The following is a 16704-nucleotide window of genomic DNA, read 5'->3' as shown; positions in this document are numbered from 1 at the left end:
TCTTTCTAGTTGTAGATACACTTTTACGCAATGCACATGGCTATACACATGAATGAGAGTATGTGTTGCTGCTCCGCCACAAACGGTGTAGGCCGCTACGTTTTCAGGCCTCACCGGCAAATGAGGCGAGGCCTGTTTTTTATGGCTTTATAAGCACTTGCTCAGCATGAGAGTGCGTTTGAGGCCTTAAGCCTTTGCCGTCTGTTCTTTTTCATTTACTGGTTGGCCAAAGTAAGCGCGATACATGAACATGACGATTGAAAAGATACCCCAGCTAAAGACAATGTCTCCGGGCACGCGTGCCCAGACCAATGCAGTCATAACCGGGCCATGGATCGTTTCTGGTGCACGGGCGAGCCAGTAACTCTCAGTAAAGCTGATGTAGGCCTGGTAAATCCCTTGCGGGATCAGCGAGAGCCCGAGCATCATAGCAAGGCCGATATTGAGCCCCCAGAACGCTTGCTGCAGCCACTTGTCACTCCAGCGATTGTCTGGAATGAGGGAGCGCAGACAGAACAACATGAGGCCAATACCCAGCAGGCCATACACGCCAAACATGGCGGCGTGACCGTGGGCTGGTGTGGAATTGAGACCTTGCATGTAATAGAGTGCCAGCGGTGGATTGATGAAGAAGCCGAGCAAGCCAGCGCCAACCAGATTCCAGAACAGAACCGAGGCGAAGAAGTTAAGCGGCCACTTGTAGTGGTTGATCCATTGAGTGTTCTGTTCCAGCTTGTGGGTCTGATAGGCCTCAAAGCCGATAACCAATAGCGGAACAACCTCCAGCGCCGAGAACACTGCCCCAAGAGCGAGCACGCCTATTGGAGTACCGCTCCAGTACAGGTGGTGGAATGTGCCCAGCACACCGCCGGCCATAAAGATGATGGTGGCGAAAATGACGGCGACAGCTGCGGTTGAGGCGCGTAGCAGTTTCAGATTCACAAAAATGAGTGCGATGATGGCTGTCGCGAACACCTCAAAGACGCCCTCAACCCACAAATGAACCACCCACCAGCGCCAGTATTCCATGACGCTGATATGAGTGTTCTGGCCCCAAAGCAGGCCTGCGCCGTAAAGCAAACCGATGGCAACAGCGGACAGCAGTGTGAGAGCAATGAGACTGCGGTTATGACCGCCCTTCAACGCGGGATAGAGAGCACGCAGGACCAGACCAGTCCACAGCAGCAGGCCGATGAAGAGGAAGATCTGCCAGAAGCGCCCCAGATCAACATATTCGTAGCCTTGATGACCGAACCAGAAGTTCATTGTGCGGGAGAAGAACTGATTGACCCCGAGCCATTCGCCAGCAAATGAACCTACGACGATAATGATGAGACAGAGCCAAAGGAAGTTGACGCCAAGTGTCTGATAGGCTGGGTCTTTGCCGGAAAGTAATGGTGCCATGAAAAGGCCTGTGCCCAGCCAGGCCGTTGCGATCCAGAACACTGCCAGCTGTGTATGCCAGGTGCGTGAGATGGAATAAGGAATAAACTCCGCCAGTGGGATGCCATAGAGATCCTGTCCTTCAACGGCGTAGTGAGCGGTGAGAATTCCCAGGGCCACCTGAGCAACCATCAGGGCTACAACCACCCAGAAGTATTTGGCTGTCGCGCGCATGGATGGTGTCAGTTTGGCATTCGCCAGTGGGTTCTTTGTTGCTGCACCACCTTCCGGCACAATGCGCTCGCGCCATAAATCATACTGGCGCACGTAATAGAAGCACAGGGCTCCTGCACAGCCGAGCAGCAGAAGGATGCTGACAATGGTCCAGATGAAAGCGGCCCCGGTGGGCTGATTGCCGACCAGTGGTTCATGAGGCCAGTTGCTGGTGTAGGAGATTGTATCATCTGGCCGGTTGGTGACGGAGCTCCAGGAGGTCCAGAAGAAAAAGGCGGAGAGTTTTTGAGCTTGGTCGGGTGTGATCAGGATGTTGGGAGGGAAGGCGTAATCATCCCGAAGGTTTTGCCCGTCGATGTTGTCATAGGACGAAAACAACCTTGTGAAGTGATCTTCCACCTGTCTGACGGCAATTGCCCTGTCGTCTGAAATTGTGATGGTTTCGTTGGCAGGGTTGTAGCGGTTGCGCCGCATTTCGTCTTCTATGAGAACCTGAAGGAAGGCCCGTTGCTCATCGCTTGGTGGGGTGTAACCGGAACCAACCCGATCGCGGTGGTAAACATCCAGAAGAGCCAGTGCTTCACGGTGCAGCCAGTCGGTGGACCAGTCCGGCGCTACATAGCTGCCATGCCCCCAGACGCTGCCCTGTTGCATGCCACCTAAAGACTGCCAGACATTCTGGCCTTCTTCGATGTCATCCTTTGTATAGATGATATCGCCATTGTCCGAGACCACCATGTCTGGGATCGGCGGTTTCAAGCGGTAAATTTCGGCGCCAAAAAAGAGCAGAACACCAAATGAGAGGACCATGCCAACGGCGAGGAATATCCAAAGCCGTTTGAGTGAAAAGGTTACATCATAGTCCTTGTCAAACATGCTTGTAGCTCCTGACCTCGGGGGAAACACTGGCTTGCGTTTCAAATCAGAGTATCAATCTGACTTCGGCCGTGCCTCCCTCAAAGTTAGGAGAGGCGCTTATGTGCCCACTGGTACGGCGCTAACCGGGTTTTTCTGTGGCTCGTTGGTGAGCCTGCTACGCAGTAGTTCGCCTTCCCCCTCAACAATTGGGTAGGCAACAGTGGTCAAAAGCGCATTCAGGTACTTCAGATCACTGATGGTTTCCAGGTGAATGGAGCTTGTTGTCCGGCTGGATTGACGGTTCTGGCTCAGACGGCGCAGGTGCGCGTCGCGGCTCTTGTACTCCAGTTCACGCACAAGAACCTTGCGAGCAACCAGATCCCTCGCAAGCTCAGCATCGCGAGTGATGAGCACTCGTAGAGAGAGTTGCAGGTTTTGCAGCACTGCGGCGTGGAGGTCTTTGATTTCCTTCCAACCTTCCTGTGAGAACTCCTTGTTGAGGCCGGATTTTTTCTCTGCAAGTACCAACAGGTTGCGCTGGACGACATCCCCCATCTGTTCCAGACAAACGCAATAATTCATCAGCTCTGTATACTTCTGATAGTCCTCGTCGCTCATGGATTTGGTCGTCACATCAGTCAGATACTCTTTGATGGAGCGGTGCAGATCGTCGATCTCGTCATCCATCTTCATCAACCGTCTGGCTGTGTTTGCATCATCGCCGCGGAACACCACCATCACACCACGCAGCATGGCTTCCACCTTTTCGCTCATATGCAGCATTTCACGGGTAGCAGCGTTAAAGGCGAGGTCGGGGGTTTCCAGCAACTTGCGGTCAAGCAGGCTGAGACGCTCCATAACAGCATCTTCGTCAGACTGGCCTGCGCTATCAGAGATAATGAGTTTGGTCAGGCGAGCGACAATGCCAATGGTTGGAATGCCCAGCAGAACAACAGCAAGGTTGAACCCACTGTGGAAGTTAGCGATTGCACGTGCCGGATCATCGCCCAGCATGTCGATGGTGAACACATCAAAGCGCATCAGCAGCAATGTGATCAACACACCGGCCACGCGGAAGATCATATTGCCAAGCGGTACACGGCGTACATCTGCACTATCGCTCATGGTAAGGACCAGAGGGATAATACTGGAACCGATGTTTGCGCCTAAAATGAAGAGCAGAGCACCTTCCATCGGCAGCACGCCGGTGCTTGCCAGTGTCATGATCATGAGCACCACTGCAACGGATGAATGCAGCAGCCAGGTCAAAGCAGCTGCTGTGATGATCGCAACGAATGGGTCACCGATCAGCAGGTTCAGGATGACTGGCAGAGCCCCACTTTCACGCAGAGGCTCGGAGGCCATGCCGATGAAAGACAATGCGATCAGCATCTGCCCCACGCCAATGATGATGCGGCCCGTCTGGCGCATGGTGCGTGTGCTGCCGCGCGAGAACAGGGCGCCACCAACAACAAGACAAACCGGTAGCAACCAGCTGAGGTCCAATGAGAGCACCTGAACGACCATGGTGGAGCCAAGGTCTGCGCCAAGCATGATGGCAAGACCAGCTGCCAGTGTAATGGAGCCTTTGCTTATGAACCCGCGCGCAAGAATGGCTGTGGCCGTTGCACTCTGCAAGATGATGGAGACTAAAAAGCCGGTTGTGAAGCTGGTGTAGCGGTTTTTAGAAGCCTGCTGCATCCAACCTTGGAATTTTTGACCAACTGCTCGCTCAACGCCTGTCCGGATCATTCTGGTGGCCCAAAATAATAGGGAAATGCCGGCAGCAAGGTGTAGAAGTATTTCAAAACTGCCCATCACAGCCTCCGGATTCAGCTCTCGCGGTTATTAATAGGAGGCTCACTTAAACGCAGTTGTCGTGATGCACGGCAAAGGTCTTTAAGCAGGAGTTGTCGGACTATCAGAATATGCGAGATCTCTCGCTTCCCCGTTTGGACGAGAAGGGAAGCAAGGGATCGCTCGCGTGCCTTGGGAGCTTTAGCGGATTCTTGAAATCGATCCGGCAACCAAATTAGCCACCTCAATGATTTAATAAATAACTTAAGACACTTATGCCAATAACTCAATATGCTTAGCTCAATTATGACGAGAAATTTGCGCAATAATTGCGTTTTTTGAGATGTTGCGTGATCACAGCAAACTTATGAGGTGGAATTTTATGAACTCTCGCAAGGCTCTGAAATAATTGAATATTTATTAATTGGCAAACCATTGGGAATCAGTGTGCGTAAAATGCGCACGACGTGCGTTTTCCCCAACCCCTCACAAAAGTGTAATATGGTGCTTTTTGATCAGCACTTCTTGTAATTGACTCGGTTTCGCCCAGTTTTGAGGACCGACTGCAAAGGCGCATCAAGTTGAATGACCCGCTTCGATCTTGTGTGGCGTTTCAAACCAAACGCGTTTGTCATGTAACTATGATAGGAAATCTGCGAGATATTGTGGAGAATGACTAGGCTATTCTCAGAGAGTTGGTTTAGTAATTTCTCATAGTAGATCACCTATCACTTTTTATAGAGAAAATTACTTTGAGGTTTCTATGAGTTTTATGCGCACGTCTCTGTTCTCGCTCTCGTTGGTTCTTTCACTCTGTTCTCTCGCTCAGGCTGCTGATGAGCCAACGGAGGAACAGGCCGCGACTATCGCAAAGTGTGTAGAAGAGAAGGGCGGTGGCTATCCGGCTATGGCTTGCTTTGGAGAGGTGATGGAGCAGTGTATCGGCAGTCAGTACCAAAACAGCCACATGATTTTCTGCGCAGTGCAGGAGTATATGGTGTGGGACCAGCGCCTCAACACTGCGTATGCTGAGATTATGAAGGTGGCCAGCACCAATGTGAAAGCCAGCCTGAAGAATGCGCAACGCAACTGGATCAAGTTTCGTGATGACACGTGTTCCGCGAATGCACTGATTTATGAGGGAGGCAGCAATGCATCGCTCACCATGTCCGTTTGCATGGGAGACCAGACTGCGGTGCGTAGCCTGCAGCTCCAGCAATTTCTTGTCGAAGCCGGCCCGCACTAATTAGGATTGAGAGGGCTCACTGATGAACATGGCCTCTCCCTTTAAAGGGGCCAATATTCGGGAATGGCAGTACAGGCCAATGTGGTTAGGCTGAACGGATGCTCGTTTCAAAATCTGTCGCGTAATCCATTTTGAAATCCGACCCCGCGTTTCAGGGATACGCCTTAAGGTCTGTGCTGATGAAGAAGGTTCTGATCCATATCGGTGCGCATAAAACCGGTACAACTGCCCTGCAAAAGCAGCTCTACTCCAAACACTCTGATTTGTTTGATGATCGTACAAGCTTCAAAGCAAGCTCATTTATGAGACTCTATGAAAACCGTATGATCAAGCCCAAAGCAGAGGAACTGGCAGACCTTTTTCAGGAAGCAATTACTAAGCCAGAGACAGACACCTATCGAATTTCTCACGAAAGGCTCATGGGTAAGGCGTTCGTCCATAAACAGTTCTATCCCAACGTCAAACGCTATTCTCAGCTCGTGAAAGAACTGCAGCGACGAGGTGTGCAAGTTAAAACGCTGGTCACCGTGCGAAACCGTACCGATTTCCTGGTCTCGTTCTTTCTCCATTGCCTGTCGTGGCATGGCACTCCCAAAACCTTTCATGAATTTGCAAATAAGGCAGTCACCTCTTCGTTTGCATGGCAAAGCGTTGCACAGCAACTTGAGCAGATCTCTGTCACGTATCTGCCTCAGGAGGCGATGGAGAAGTACCCGGTTGAGTATGTTGATCTCATAAACAAGTTTTACGAGAAGAAACTGCTGGAGCCGGATGATCTCAGTCACCGGGCCAACTCAGGTCTGAATGAGCTTGGACTATCTATCATTCCGCAGCTTTCCGTTATTGAGGACACTGGGCTGCGCAATGTACTGCTCAAAAGCGCGCTTGATTATTGCAAGAAAGGCAAACGAGCAGCGGTCCTTTCCAAAGATGTTGAGGGGATTTATCGCAAGCATTTTCTGGAAGGAGACATTGCTTTTGCCAAAGCAAACTTTCCTGCGCCGTTCCGCAAAATCTATTCACAGACGAAACCGGTGGCAGAACAGTTCTGGTTTGCCTTCGCAAAGGCTGATGCCTGAGCAAGTTCTCTGTGTTGCCTGCAAGCCGTCAGCCTTTCAAATTCCGTTGTTTCTATAAGAGGTTGAATAGGAGCTACGGCGGAGATCAGTGTGCTTGCTGACGGCATGTCTGTGCGAAACGAGCAGCTTTGGATGACGGTAAGTTGCTGATATTCTGTATGGCAGGCCTCATAACGTTAAACTCACGCCGGTTTTACTGTACCGTCAGTAACGCACTGGCATAGTGTGCAAATCACTCAACTGACAGGAGAAACCTGACCTCCTCCGATTTATGGGGTAGGCTTGTGCTATTGCGCAGGTTTCGCTGCAGCTTGAAAGCAACAATAATAACAGATGGACGCAAACGTCCCGATCAAGATGAGTGAAGAGGCGCCGTGTGACGCAGGTTCAGCTGAAAAACCTCTCAAAAGTGTTCTCAGGAACGCCTGCGGTTGATGCCATTGATCTTGATGTGGCGTGCGGCGAGTTTCTGGTGCTGTTGGGCCCATCTGGCTGCGGTAAAACCACGAGCCTGCGTATGGTCTGTGGTTTGGAGCAACCGACCTCCGGTTCCATCTGGTTCAATGGGCGGGATGTGACCACTCTGCCTGTCCAGAAGCGAAAAGTTGGCCTTGTTTCTCAACGTTTTGGACTGTTCCCACATATGACGGTTAAACAGAACGTAGCCTTTGGTCTGTCTGTGCGCGGCCTTTCAGCAGATGAGCAGATGCGGCAGGTGGACGAGATGCTGGAGATCGTCCGTCTCTCGGCGTTTGCCAAGCGTTTTCCTGCTCAGCTGTCCGGTGGGCAAATGCAGCGCGTTGCGATTGCGCGTACGTTGGTGACTAAGCCTGAAGTGCTGTTGCTGGATGAACCAATGGCGAGCCTTGATACGCTGCTGCGTACTGAGATGCGCCAGTTTATCCGCGATCTGCATGATGAGTACGGCATGACGACGCTGCTGGTGACCCATGACCAGATTGAGGCGATGGATCTGGCGGACCGGATTGCGGTGATGTTTGACGGTAAAATTGCCCACCTTGCAGCACCCGATGAGATCTACCAGCGTCCAGCTAATGAACAGACTGCCCGTTTTATGGGGCATTCCAATATCTTTGCATGCACACCAACATGTGATGGGCATATCGAGAGCCCTTATGGCCAGCTTATGCTGGGAGCTGGATCAGGCCTTGGCACTAAACAGCCATCAAAGGCTATGCTGAGGTTTGAAAGCATACAGATTGAAGAGTGCTGCGAAGCACCGCAGAAAAATGCGTTCTCCGGCACAATCACACGAGCAGAATTTCTTGGCGCGATGATGCGCTACACGCTTCAGGTGGGAGAGGGATCTCTGACCGTTGAGGAAGCATCTACAATCAAAAGAAAAACAGGCGATGCGGTCACCGTGACCTTACCGCCAGAGCAAATTTGGCTGTTGCAGTAAAAGCGGCTGAAGAACCGGTTGGGGGCAATTTATGAAGAACACAAAGTCACGCACCAAACAGATGCTACTTGCAAGCACGCTCGCTGTTGTCAGCTGGAGCAGCGCTCTGCAGGCAGAAGACGCTCCGGGCATGTTCCGCAGTGAATTTCTGAAGGGCAATCTGGGGTGGGAAGATGTCACCGCCAAAGCGCGGGATGAAGGCACCGTCAACTTTTATTACTGGGGCGGGTCCGACATCATCAATCTGTGGGTTGATCAGGTGGCAACACCGGCATTGGCTGCCGAAGGAGTGAAGCTGAACCCTGTGCGCATCACAGCAACCAAAGACACGGTTGATGTGGTGATTGCTGAACTTGCAGCAGGTCGCGGTGAAGAGCAGGGCAGTGTGGATCTGGTTTGGGTCAACGGCGAAAACTTTTACTCTCTCAAGCAGCAAAATGCGTTGTGGGGTGCTTTTGCCAACCGCCTGCCTAACTCTGTGAATTTTGAGTGGGATGAGAGCGATCCGCGCTCACTTCTCAACCTGCGCGATTTTGGCGTTGAAACCGGTTTTCAGGAAATGCCCTGGTCTGGTGAGCAGTATGTGTGCTCCGTCAACCGCGCCCACGTCTCTGCAGAAAACACACCGGCGACCTTTGCGCAGCTGAAGACCTATCTGGAAGCCAATCCAGGCAAGTTCACTTATGTGAAGCCTCCGCATTATCTGGGCAACACCTTTGTGCAGTCTGTCCTTTATGCGCACAATCCGGACGGCACCGGGGCTGCGCCTTACCAGCAGAGTTTTGAAGAGATGGGCGGCGAAGAGCTGGCACGCCTGATGAAGCCGGGTATTGAGTACCTGAAAAGCATCGAACCACTGTTACTAGGCGGAGCTTCCGGCAAGCCACGTTATGCTGAGAATTCTGGTGAACTCGATAATCTCTTCCTCAATTCCGAAGTGCACTTCAATTGCAAGTTTGGTGTGTTTGGCAATCACAACGGTCTGATCACGGGTGCCTATCCGGAACAAGCGGAAGAGATGATCTTCCCGGCTGGCAACATGATCAAGAACAAGAACTACCTTGCCGTTCCACTCAACAGCCCACATCCGGCAGCAGCTCTTGTGGCCATCAACTACTTCTCTTCAGCTGAAGCGCAGGCCTCCAAGCTGAAAACCGCAGGCATGCCTGTTGGTCTGGATCTGTGGCGCCTGAGTGAAGAAGAAACGGCAGAAGTTGCAGCCTCCGCGCCTCCACATTACGGCGTGACCCAACAGCAGTTGGACGACAACATCGCGCCAGACACCAACGCCAGTCTTGTTGATGTGATTGAAGCCACCTGGTTGGCGGTTATCGAGCGCAAAGACGATAAGCCCCTTGCAGATATCGTTGCGCAGGTCTCCGGCGAACTGAACAACTAACATTTTTGCGGATGGCGGCTTTCTGCCATCCGCTTTTTATGAAACGAAAGCTGATGCCCAAGGCACTTCCAGTAAACTCAAAAACGACTGCATCTCCAGCGCTCATGCAGAACCTGCGTGATGTTGCTGAGGTGATGCCTTTGCTTGTGATTTTGCTGGGGTTGTTTGGCGGAGCAGTCGTGCTGGGCATTCTGCAAAGCTTTGGCTATGCGCCGTGGTTTGGTATCAATGAGTTTCCAACAACCCGATATTTTGAACGCCTCTGGCTCTCCGTTGATTTTTGGGCGTCATTGGGCCTGACGCTCTATTACGGGTTTGCAGCAACACTGATTGGCCTCGTCATTTCGATCCCTCTCAGCATTGCCCTGTCCAAGAAGTTCAGAGCCTCGCGGGTTTTCGGGGCACTCATCCGTTTGCCACTTATGGTGCCGTACACCGTTGGCATTGCACTGGCGCTGGTGATGCTGGGCAATGGCGGGCTGCTCTCGCGCATCTCTGCGGGTCTTGGGTTGATTGATGATCCGGCTCAGTTTGTACAGATCCTTAAAACCCATGGAGGCTGCGGGATTATCGCTGTTTATGTCTGGAAGCAGGTGCCGTTTATGACGCTCACCCTTTCTGCCGTTCTGGCTCGAAAAGGCGAAGATACGGTGGAAGCAGCCATGGTGCTGGGTGCAAACTCCAGACAGATTTTCTGGCGTGTCACGCTGCCACAAATCATGCCGGGCATTGTCTCTGCCTCGCTGATTTGCTTTGCGTTCAACATCGGTGCATTTGAAGCACCGCTTATTCTGGGTGGTGGTTATCCGGATACCTTGCCTGTGTTGGCTTGGCGGTATTTTCAGGATGCCAACTATGCGTTCCAGTTGCAGGGCATGGCCGTGGTTGTTTCACTGGCATTGGTTTCCGGCATCTTCCTCGCAGTTTACCTGTTGGGCTACCGCAGATATGAGCGGGCAAGGGGGCGCGTCTGATGATAGGTTCAAGCTCCAGCCTCCGGGACATTAAGTCCATCAGTCCATGGCAACGCCTGCTCGTGTTGGCCATGGCAACCTTTACCATCGCACCGTTTGCACCGCTGATCATCCAGTCTTTGGCCTTCCGTTGGGCGTGGCCGAACATTTTGCCAACTGTCTGGTGGCATGAGCAGCGCGAACGCTCTCCGTTTCCACTGGCATGGGACTATGTGTTCTCGCCAAGTTCTCGCGTTGCAGAAGCGACCATCAACACGCTTGGTATCGGCATTGCAGTGACGCTGTTGTGCCTGCTCATCTGTCTGCCCGCTGCTCGCGTGCTGGCACAGCGGAACTTTCGCGGTAAAAACCAGCTTGAGTTTCTGATCGCTTTGCCGCTTCTTATTCCTGAAGCTGCTATTGGTATTGCTTTGCTGATGATCTTTATTGCGCTCGGCTTTGCTGGCACCTATGCAGGCGTCATTGTGGTGCATCTGATCCCAACCATTCCATACATGGTGCGCATGCTGACAGCGGTTTATCAGGGGCATGGAACGGACGCAGAAGACCACGCACGTGTTCTTGGTGCCAATCGCCGACAGATTTTCTTCCGCGTGACTTTGCCTATGATCCTTCCCGGAGTGATTGCAGGTTGCCTGTTCACCTTCTTGGTCTCAACCAACCTGTTTTTGCTTACGTTTTTCATCGGGCAGGGGCAGATCATCACTCTGCCGACGCTGCTGTTTGCAAAAATATCCGGCGGTGCACTGGATGCAACAGGAGCTGGCATTGCCCTCATCGCATCTGTGCCCGGTATCATCCTGCTGATTTTCACAGATCGCTTTATTCGCAGCTATCCGTTAGCTGAGTAATCCCTAAATTAATTAGAGATCTGTCTTGTTCAACACACCTGAAGTGTGAGCCTTTGGGTACGTTGAAGCCATGGGAAGAACTTTAGGCATTAGATTATGACGGGTATTTCAGTTGGCGGAGCGTCCTCGTACCATGCCCCGCTGGAAGTGAATGCACCGGCAGCTCTTCAAGCGGCAGAGCTGGGTGGTCACACTGTTTCTAAATCCAACGAAACGCGTATTAGCGAAAGCTCGAACAGCACCACGAGCAAGATTTCAGAATTTTTTGAGGGCATGGCAACCAAGCAGATTGTGTGGAGCCAAACCGACGCAGATGCAGCGGCAGACCGCCGGCAAGAATCTGCAAGTTCAGCTGTTTCCGCCGTTTTCTCCAATTTAAAAGACGGCAGGTTAGCTGAGGCTTATCAAAGCTTTACGAAGTTGCACCACGCTGCAGAAAAATTGGAACCCAATAACCCACGTGGGTTTGTTTCAAAACAGCTGCAAAATGCGGCCTCTCAATTTTCGATGCAAGAGCGTGATTCAATTCGCCTGCATGATTTCAAAGGTGATGGTGATCGGCTGGTGCGCGGCCATTCTGCCCATGCCGAGCGTGCGCTTCATGTCTTTGAAGGACTTGTGAAAGGCGGCCTCATGTCCGTTGGGGACCTGAGTTCAGAAATCCACTTTATTGATGACATCATGAGTGAAATTCCATCTGCGTTGAGGGGCGTCAAGGCAGAACTCACTCTGTAAGCTGATCAAACGTGAGAGGAAAGGCAATGCAGATTGCCAGGGCATCCTCTCACATTTTAAAGCACTTGGTGTTTGCGGCGTCTTTTCGTGAAGGCTCTGGAAATACCGGGTTTCGCGCGGTCTGTGGGTAGGAAAAGCAGATCACTTACAAATTAAGGGGCGACAAATGGAAATGGTTGAAAACACACTCAGGCAATTCGGCGAGACGATAGGGTTGCCGGACCTGAAACTGGACGCAGAGAATATTTGCTCATTGACGGTTGATGGTGAGATCGAGGTGTTTTTTCAGGTCTTGGATTTCAACGCAAACGTGGTCCGGCTCAACAGCCGTTTGGCAAACCTGAACAACGTCCCCAAGTCCCTCTACCTGCACCTTCTGGAAGCCAACTATAACGGTATGGGCACGGGACACGCTGCGCTTTCAATCAACCAGCGCAGCTCTGAGGTGCTTTTGACCCAGGCCATTCAGGTCGACAATCTGTCAGTCGAAGAGTTTGCAGAAACCGTCAAACTGTTCGTGAAGTACACCAGTTTCTGGGTGCATGAACTGGTGGAGCTGGCAAAGTTCCCCTCTGATGAACCTGTTCCTGTGCAGGATATGCCAGTCGATAGCCTAAACTCTCAAATGCAGTATCTGATGCCTTAAGTGATGAAGGCGAGTTCTCAAAGATCTGGGACCTCGCAAATCGGGTGGGTTTTGTCCGCGCAGACGCCAATAGTGCCTCTAGTCAACCACTGGAGGAAAACATGGAGTTACACGGACAAACGATCATCATCACGGGTGCAAGCAGCGGAATTGGCGCGGCAGCAGCCGAGTTGTTCGTTGATGAAGGCGCTAACGTGGTGCTTGGGGCCAGACGTGAAGCAGAGCTCGCAGCACTGGCAGACAAAATCACGAAACAAGGCGGTTCAGCCACCTATCTTGCAGGAGATGTGACTGATGAGGCCTATGCCTCCGCATTGGTAGAACATGCGCTCAACACCTATGGTGTGCTGCATGGGGCCTTCAACAATGCTGGCACTGTGGGGAACATGGAGCCGATCCCAGAGATGGACAGCGCGAACTGGGAAAATGTACTGCAAACCAACCTCACCAGCGCATTTTATGCGGCAAAAACACAGATTCCGGCTTTGAAGAAACGCACAAAAGGGGCGATTGTGTTCACATCCTCCTTTGTGGGGCACTGCAACAGCGGCATGCCAGGTATGGGGGCTTATGCTGCAAGCAAGGCGGGTTTGGTTGGGCTGGTGAAATCGCTGGCCGCGGACCATGGACCAGATGGCATCCGCATCAACGCGCTGCTCCCCGGCGGTACCAAAACAGCAATGGCAGGGGATGACCCGGAGGGACATGCCTTCATTTCTGGCTTGCATCCACTCAAACGCATGGCAAGCCCGAAAGAGATTGCCCAAGCAGCGCTGTTTCTGCTCTCGGATCGGTCCAGTTTCGTGACGGGAAGCGCAATGACTGCCGATGGTGGTGTTTCAATCCGGCTGGTTTAAAGCCATGTAAAACAGAGGGAGGCACAGCCTCCCTTCTTACCTGCTTGTCAGCAGCTGATGACCGTCCAACTTCAACCCGGCATCAGCAATGCGTTTGTTCCACGCCTTGCGCGTTCCAATGCCTGCGGGCTTTGCAAACAGACCTGCTTCCTCGGCAGCCTTCGTTAAAGCGGCATACATTGGGATGTTGGGGGCGTCATCCGGCAGGAGCAGTTCTTTGCGATGCAGGATTGGTGGGTTCTCACGCTTGGAATAGTCGATGGCCTTGCTTGTTTGGGTTGCAAGATCAAACGTGATGGAGTGGAGCAAAGCCGGGAAGCCGGAGGTCTCAAAGTCCTCGTAATGCAGCAGCGAGATTTTGTCCTTGCTGATCTTGCACAGGTTCCAAGCGGTGTCCGAATGCTGTGCCGCGACCTGAGCCAGCCGTTCAGCGTCCTCTGCTGGGAGTAATTCTACGCCAGAGCGATGCAGATAGAGCCAACCACCAACACGGCGGCCAATTTTCGTCTTTTGAGCCATAGCTCTTCTCTAACCGAAACTGGTTGCACATGCAGTTCAAATTGAGGTGTTAGCGAAACGGAGATAAAGAACGCACCACCTTAAGGAATAAGGCGGTGCGCTAGGTGGTCAAGCCTGAAGCAGCTTAACAGCTTCGTCTGTTGTCCAGACCGCGTTTGCGATAAAGCGGAAGTTGGTCAGAGCGGCAAGATAACCATCGCCATCCGGAATAATGGCAGCAGCGGTGCCATCACTCACCACAGCAACCTCAAAGCCTTGCTCGATCAACTCGCGCATATGACTCTCAGTGCACAGGTTGGCAGACATACCCGCCAGAATAACCTGATCAACGCCCTGCTTGCGTAGCTGCAGGGACAGGTCATTGGTGTCGTTGCCGTAGACCTTGTGCGGAGACGTGACGATGGTTTTGCCGTCGTTGATGTATGGCTTATAAACGTCCAGCCAGTCTGCGCCGGAGCCTTCAAAACCGTCAACGTTGAGTGCACCTTTGCGGTCGAACATGCCGATGTTATGCATCAGCTTTTCGAGCGCACCTTCAAACTTCCAGCCGTGATCGGTTGGATAGTAGTAGTGAGGAGAAACAGCCACGGTGATGTCTGCTGCTTTCGCGGCTTTGAACAGGCGCTCAATGTTGCTGACAGTGTTGTTGCGGGTCACGCTTTCGCCCACCACGCCCCAGGTTACACCATCAGGAGACAAGAAGTCATTCTGCGGATCTGTTACCACAAGAGCGGCGCGGCTCAGGTCCAGCTTCATGTTGCTTGGAGGCAGAACGGACTTTGCTGGTGGGGCATATGGATCTTTCACTTTGTCCTGCGCTTTGGCGTGCGCTGAACCTGCAATCGCCGCACCGCCAACAGCTGCTGCAGCTGTCAGACCACCGCGCAGAGCATCGCGGCGGCTGAGTGTTTTCTTGTGATCATGATCATTACACATCGTCTGTTCCTTCTCTTGTTCGGTGAAGAGAAGATGGAATAGGTTATGTGCTTTATGGTCCAGAATTGGTACCTTTTCGTCCTGATATGTATCATTCCATCGATTGGCGGCGTATAGAGATCAGCATGGATATTCATTTTATTCTCGATGAAATGGAGATACAGGCGCATCCGTTTGCTTTGTGTGAGCTGAATGGCGCCTGTGATCTTGATCTGGACAAAGACCCTTTGGCAACGCTGCACTATGTACTTGCCGGAGAAGGCGAGCTTGTGCTGCCGGGACGCCCTGCCATTCCGGTCAGCAAAGGATCGTTGATTCTTGTACCTGCCCTCAAAAAGCACGTTCTGCGTAGCTTCGGGCAGGTTCACGATCCAATCCCCAGCTGCAATCCTGACAAGCTGAAAATGGCACACCTGATCCATAACAGTGACACACAGGACAAAGGCCAGCTCATCGCGATCTGCTCTCGTATCTCGCTCAGCTTGCGGCAGATGGAGAATCTGATTGATCTGGTGCAGGAACCAATTGTCGAAAATCAGGCTGGCGAAGATGCCTGTGAAGCGCCAATCCGACGATTGCTGTTGGAGCTTGCCAACCCTGCGCCCGGAAGCCTCGCCATGGTGCGTGCACTCTTGATGCAATGCATGATCGAGCTGATGCGCCGCCGCTTCAACGATCAGCGCGGTGGGTTGGAATGGATGGCCGCGCTGCGCGATCCACGTATGTGGCCAGTGCTTCGGCATATCCTTGACACTCCGGGCGAACCGCACTCCGTCGAGAGCCTTGCCTCCCTCGCGGGCATGAGCCGCAGTGGCTTCGCCAAACGCTTTCAGGAAGCATACGGCAGTGGCCCGATGGAACTTTTACGAGATGTGCGCATGCGCCGTGCTGCCACTATGCTGCTGGAAACAGACCACCCAATTGAGCGCGTCTCCCACCTCATCGGCTTCCGCAGCCGCAGCGCCTTCTCCCGCGCCTTCGAAGCCGCCATCGGCGTTTCACCGCAGAAGTTTCGAATGGAGCGGAAGGGCTAAATATAAACCGCTGGCACCACCACATTCGTTAGCCCTGCTGATCGCAGCTCCGCTGCAATACGTTCCATGTCTGGTTCTTTCATGGTGGGCCAGGTGAGGGCTTCGCCTTTGACGCCGTGGTGTTGGAAGGCGTTGAGGCGCAGGGGCGTATCCGTATCCAGTGCACGAACAAAGTTAGCGAGGTCTTCGATTTCCTCATCGCTGTCTGTGCGGCCCGGGATGAGCAGATAGCGCAGTTCGTGCAGCTTGCCGGAGTCAAAGAGCAGCTTAGCGGTGGCCAGAACGCGTTCATTACTGCGGGTGGTGAGTAGGCGATGTAGGGTGTTGTTGAAGGCTTTGATGTCAAGCATCACGCCATCGGTTACGGGTAGAACGGTCCTCCACGCAGCTTCGGGCAGGTAGCCGTTGCTATCGATGAAGCAGGTTAGATCCTTCAGCTTTTCATCCGTTTTGATCGCTGTGAACAAAGCGATGATGAACTTCAGCTGCGTCGTAGCTTCCCCACCTGAAGTTGTAATGCCATTTAGGAACGGTTTGTTCTGGTGCAAAAGCGCCAGAACATCATCAACACTGTATTGCGTGACCTTGGGGTTGGCGTTGATGGGGCAGACATCCAGACACTTATCGCATTGGTCGCAAATGCTCGCGTCGTGCACCACTTTGCCCTGCACGATGGTCAGAGCGCCGGTCGGGCACTCTGGCACGCAGTCGCCGCAATCGTTGCACAGCTTCA

At 52.6% G+C, this 16704-nt stretch carries 15 protein-coding genes; 10 read left to right on the top strand and 5 right to left on the bottom strand.

What is annotated here, in order from left to right:
* Nucleotides 1-186: 186 nt before the first annotated feature.
* Both PsW74_RS01800 and PsW74_RS01795 read right to left on the bottom strand, forming a co-directional pair.
* Nucleotides 187-2493 carry a nitric-oxide reductase large subunit gene (locus tag PsW74_RS01800; protein ID WP_063305809.1) on the bottom strand — a complete coding sequence of 769 codons (2307 nt, stop codon included), beginning with the start codon at nucleotides 2491-2493 and terminating at the stop codon, nucleotides 187-189.
* A 99-nt stretch (nucleotides 2494-2592) separates the two neighbouring features.
* A complete protein-coding gene (locus tag PsW74_RS01795) occupies nucleotides 2593-4293 on the bottom strand; it encodes a Na/Pi cotransporter family protein (RefSeq protein ID WP_063287462.1) in 1701 nt (566 codons plus the stop codon).
* Between the two features lie 742 nt (nucleotides 4294-5035).
* Here PsW74_RS01795 and PsW74_RS01790 point away from each other — a divergent pair.
* The 9 genes from PsW74_RS01790 to PsW74_RS01750 all read left to right on the top strand — a co-directional run bounded on the left by PsW74_RS01790 (nucleotide 5036) and on the right by PsW74_RS01750 (nucleotide 13482).
* A complete protein-coding gene (locus tag PsW74_RS01790; RefSeq protein WP_063287463.1) occupies nucleotides 5036-5518 on the top strand; it encodes a lysozyme inhibitor LprI family protein in 483 nt (160 codons plus the stop codon).
* A gap of 179 nt (nucleotides 5519-5697) precedes the next feature.
* Nucleotides 5698-6597, top strand: coding sequence for a hypothetical protein (locus PsW74_RS01785; RefSeq protein ID WP_063287464.1), 900 nt, complete (start codon nucleotides 5698-5700; stop codon nucleotides 6595-6597).
* A gap of 376 nt (nucleotides 6598-6973) precedes the next feature.
* The gene (locus tag PsW74_RS01780) at nucleotides 6974-8020 is read left to right on the top strand and encodes an ABC transporter ATP-binding protein (RefSeq protein WP_063287465.1); all 1047 of its coding nucleotides are present in this window, start codon (nucleotides 6974-6976) and stop codon (nucleotides 8018-8020) included.
* Nucleotides 8021-8051: 31 nt separating this feature from the next.
* Nucleotides 8052-9419, top strand: coding sequence for an ABC transporter substrate-binding protein (locus PsW74_RS01775; RefSeq protein WP_063287466.1), 1368 nt, complete (start codon nucleotides 8052-8054; stop codon nucleotides 9417-9419).
* Between the two features lie 53 nt (nucleotides 9420-9472).
* Complete coding sequence (locus PsW74_RS01770) at nucleotides 9473-10393, top strand: ABC transporter permease subunit (RefSeq protein ID WP_063287710.1); 921 nt, start codon at nucleotides 9473-9475, stop codon at nucleotides 10391-10393.
* Nucleotides 10393-11244, top strand: coding sequence for an ABC transporter permease subunit (locus tag PsW74_RS01765; protein WP_208987785.1), 852 nt, complete (start codon nucleotides 10393-10395; stop codon nucleotides 11242-11244). Before PsW74_RS01770 ends, PsW74_RS01765 begins: the two co-directional genes overlap by 1 nt.
* A gap of 96 nt (nucleotides 11245-11340) precedes the next feature.
* Nucleotides 11341-11979: a hypothetical protein gene (locus tag PsW74_RS01760; RefSeq protein ID WP_063287467.1), complete on the top strand. Its 639-nt coding sequence runs from the start codon at nucleotides 11341-11343 to the stop codon at nucleotides 11977-11979.
* A 166-nt stretch (nucleotides 11980-12145) separates the two neighbouring features.
* Nucleotides 12146-12625, top strand: a complete 480-nt coding sequence (locus tag PsW74_RS01755) for a type III secretion system chaperone (protein WP_063287468.1) — start codon at nucleotides 12146-12148, stop codon at nucleotides 12623-12625.
* A gap of 101 nt (nucleotides 12626-12726) precedes the next feature.
* Nucleotides 12727-13482 carry an SDR family oxidoreductase gene (locus PsW74_RS01750; RefSeq protein ID WP_063287469.1) on the top strand — a complete coding sequence of 252 codons (756 nt, stop codon included), beginning with the start codon at nucleotides 12727-12729 and terminating at the stop codon, nucleotides 13480-13482.
* Between the two features lie 36 nt (nucleotides 13483-13518).
* On the opposite strand, the gene PsW74_RS01745 is transcribed toward PsW74_RS01750, so the two are convergent.
* Together PsW74_RS01745 and PsW74_RS01740 are read right to left on the bottom strand one after the other, a co-directional pair.
* Nucleotides 13519-14001 carry a hypothetical protein gene (locus tag PsW74_RS01745; RefSeq protein ID WP_063287470.1) on the bottom strand — a complete coding sequence of 161 codons (483 nt, stop codon included), beginning with the start codon at nucleotides 13999-14001 and terminating at the stop codon, nucleotides 13519-13521.
* Nucleotides 14002-14109: 108 nt separating this feature from the next.
* A complete protein-coding gene (locus tag PsW74_RS01740) occupies nucleotides 14110-14937 on the bottom strand; it encodes a cysteine hydrolase (RefSeq protein ID WP_057460872.1) in 828 nt (275 codons plus the stop codon).
* Between the two features lie 125 nt (nucleotides 14938-15062).
* Here PsW74_RS01740 and PsW74_RS01735 point away from each other — a divergent pair, with 125 nt between their 5' ends.
* Nucleotides 15063-15971, top strand: a complete 909-nt coding sequence (locus PsW74_RS01735; protein ID WP_108819721.1) for an AraC family transcriptional regulator — start codon at nucleotides 15063-15065, stop codon at nucleotides 15969-15971.
* On the opposite strand, the gene PsW74_RS01730 is transcribed toward PsW74_RS01735, so the two are convergent.
* Nucleotides 15968-16704: YjjW family glycine radical enzyme activase (locus PsW74_RS01730; protein ID WP_208987784.1), on the bottom strand; the 737-nt coding region annotated here is incomplete at its 5' end. The genes PsW74_RS01735 and PsW74_RS01730 overlap by 4 nt on opposite strands.

It is taken from the genome of Pseudovibrio sp. W74 (genome assembly GCF_001623085.1).
In the GTDB taxonomy this organism is placed as follows: Bacteria; Pseudomonadota; Alphaproteobacteria; order Rhizobiales; family Stappiaceae; genus Pseudovibrio.
The sequence above is the reverse complement of the archived record's forward strand: the minus strand, read 5'-3'. Positions and strand labels throughout refer to the sequence as shown.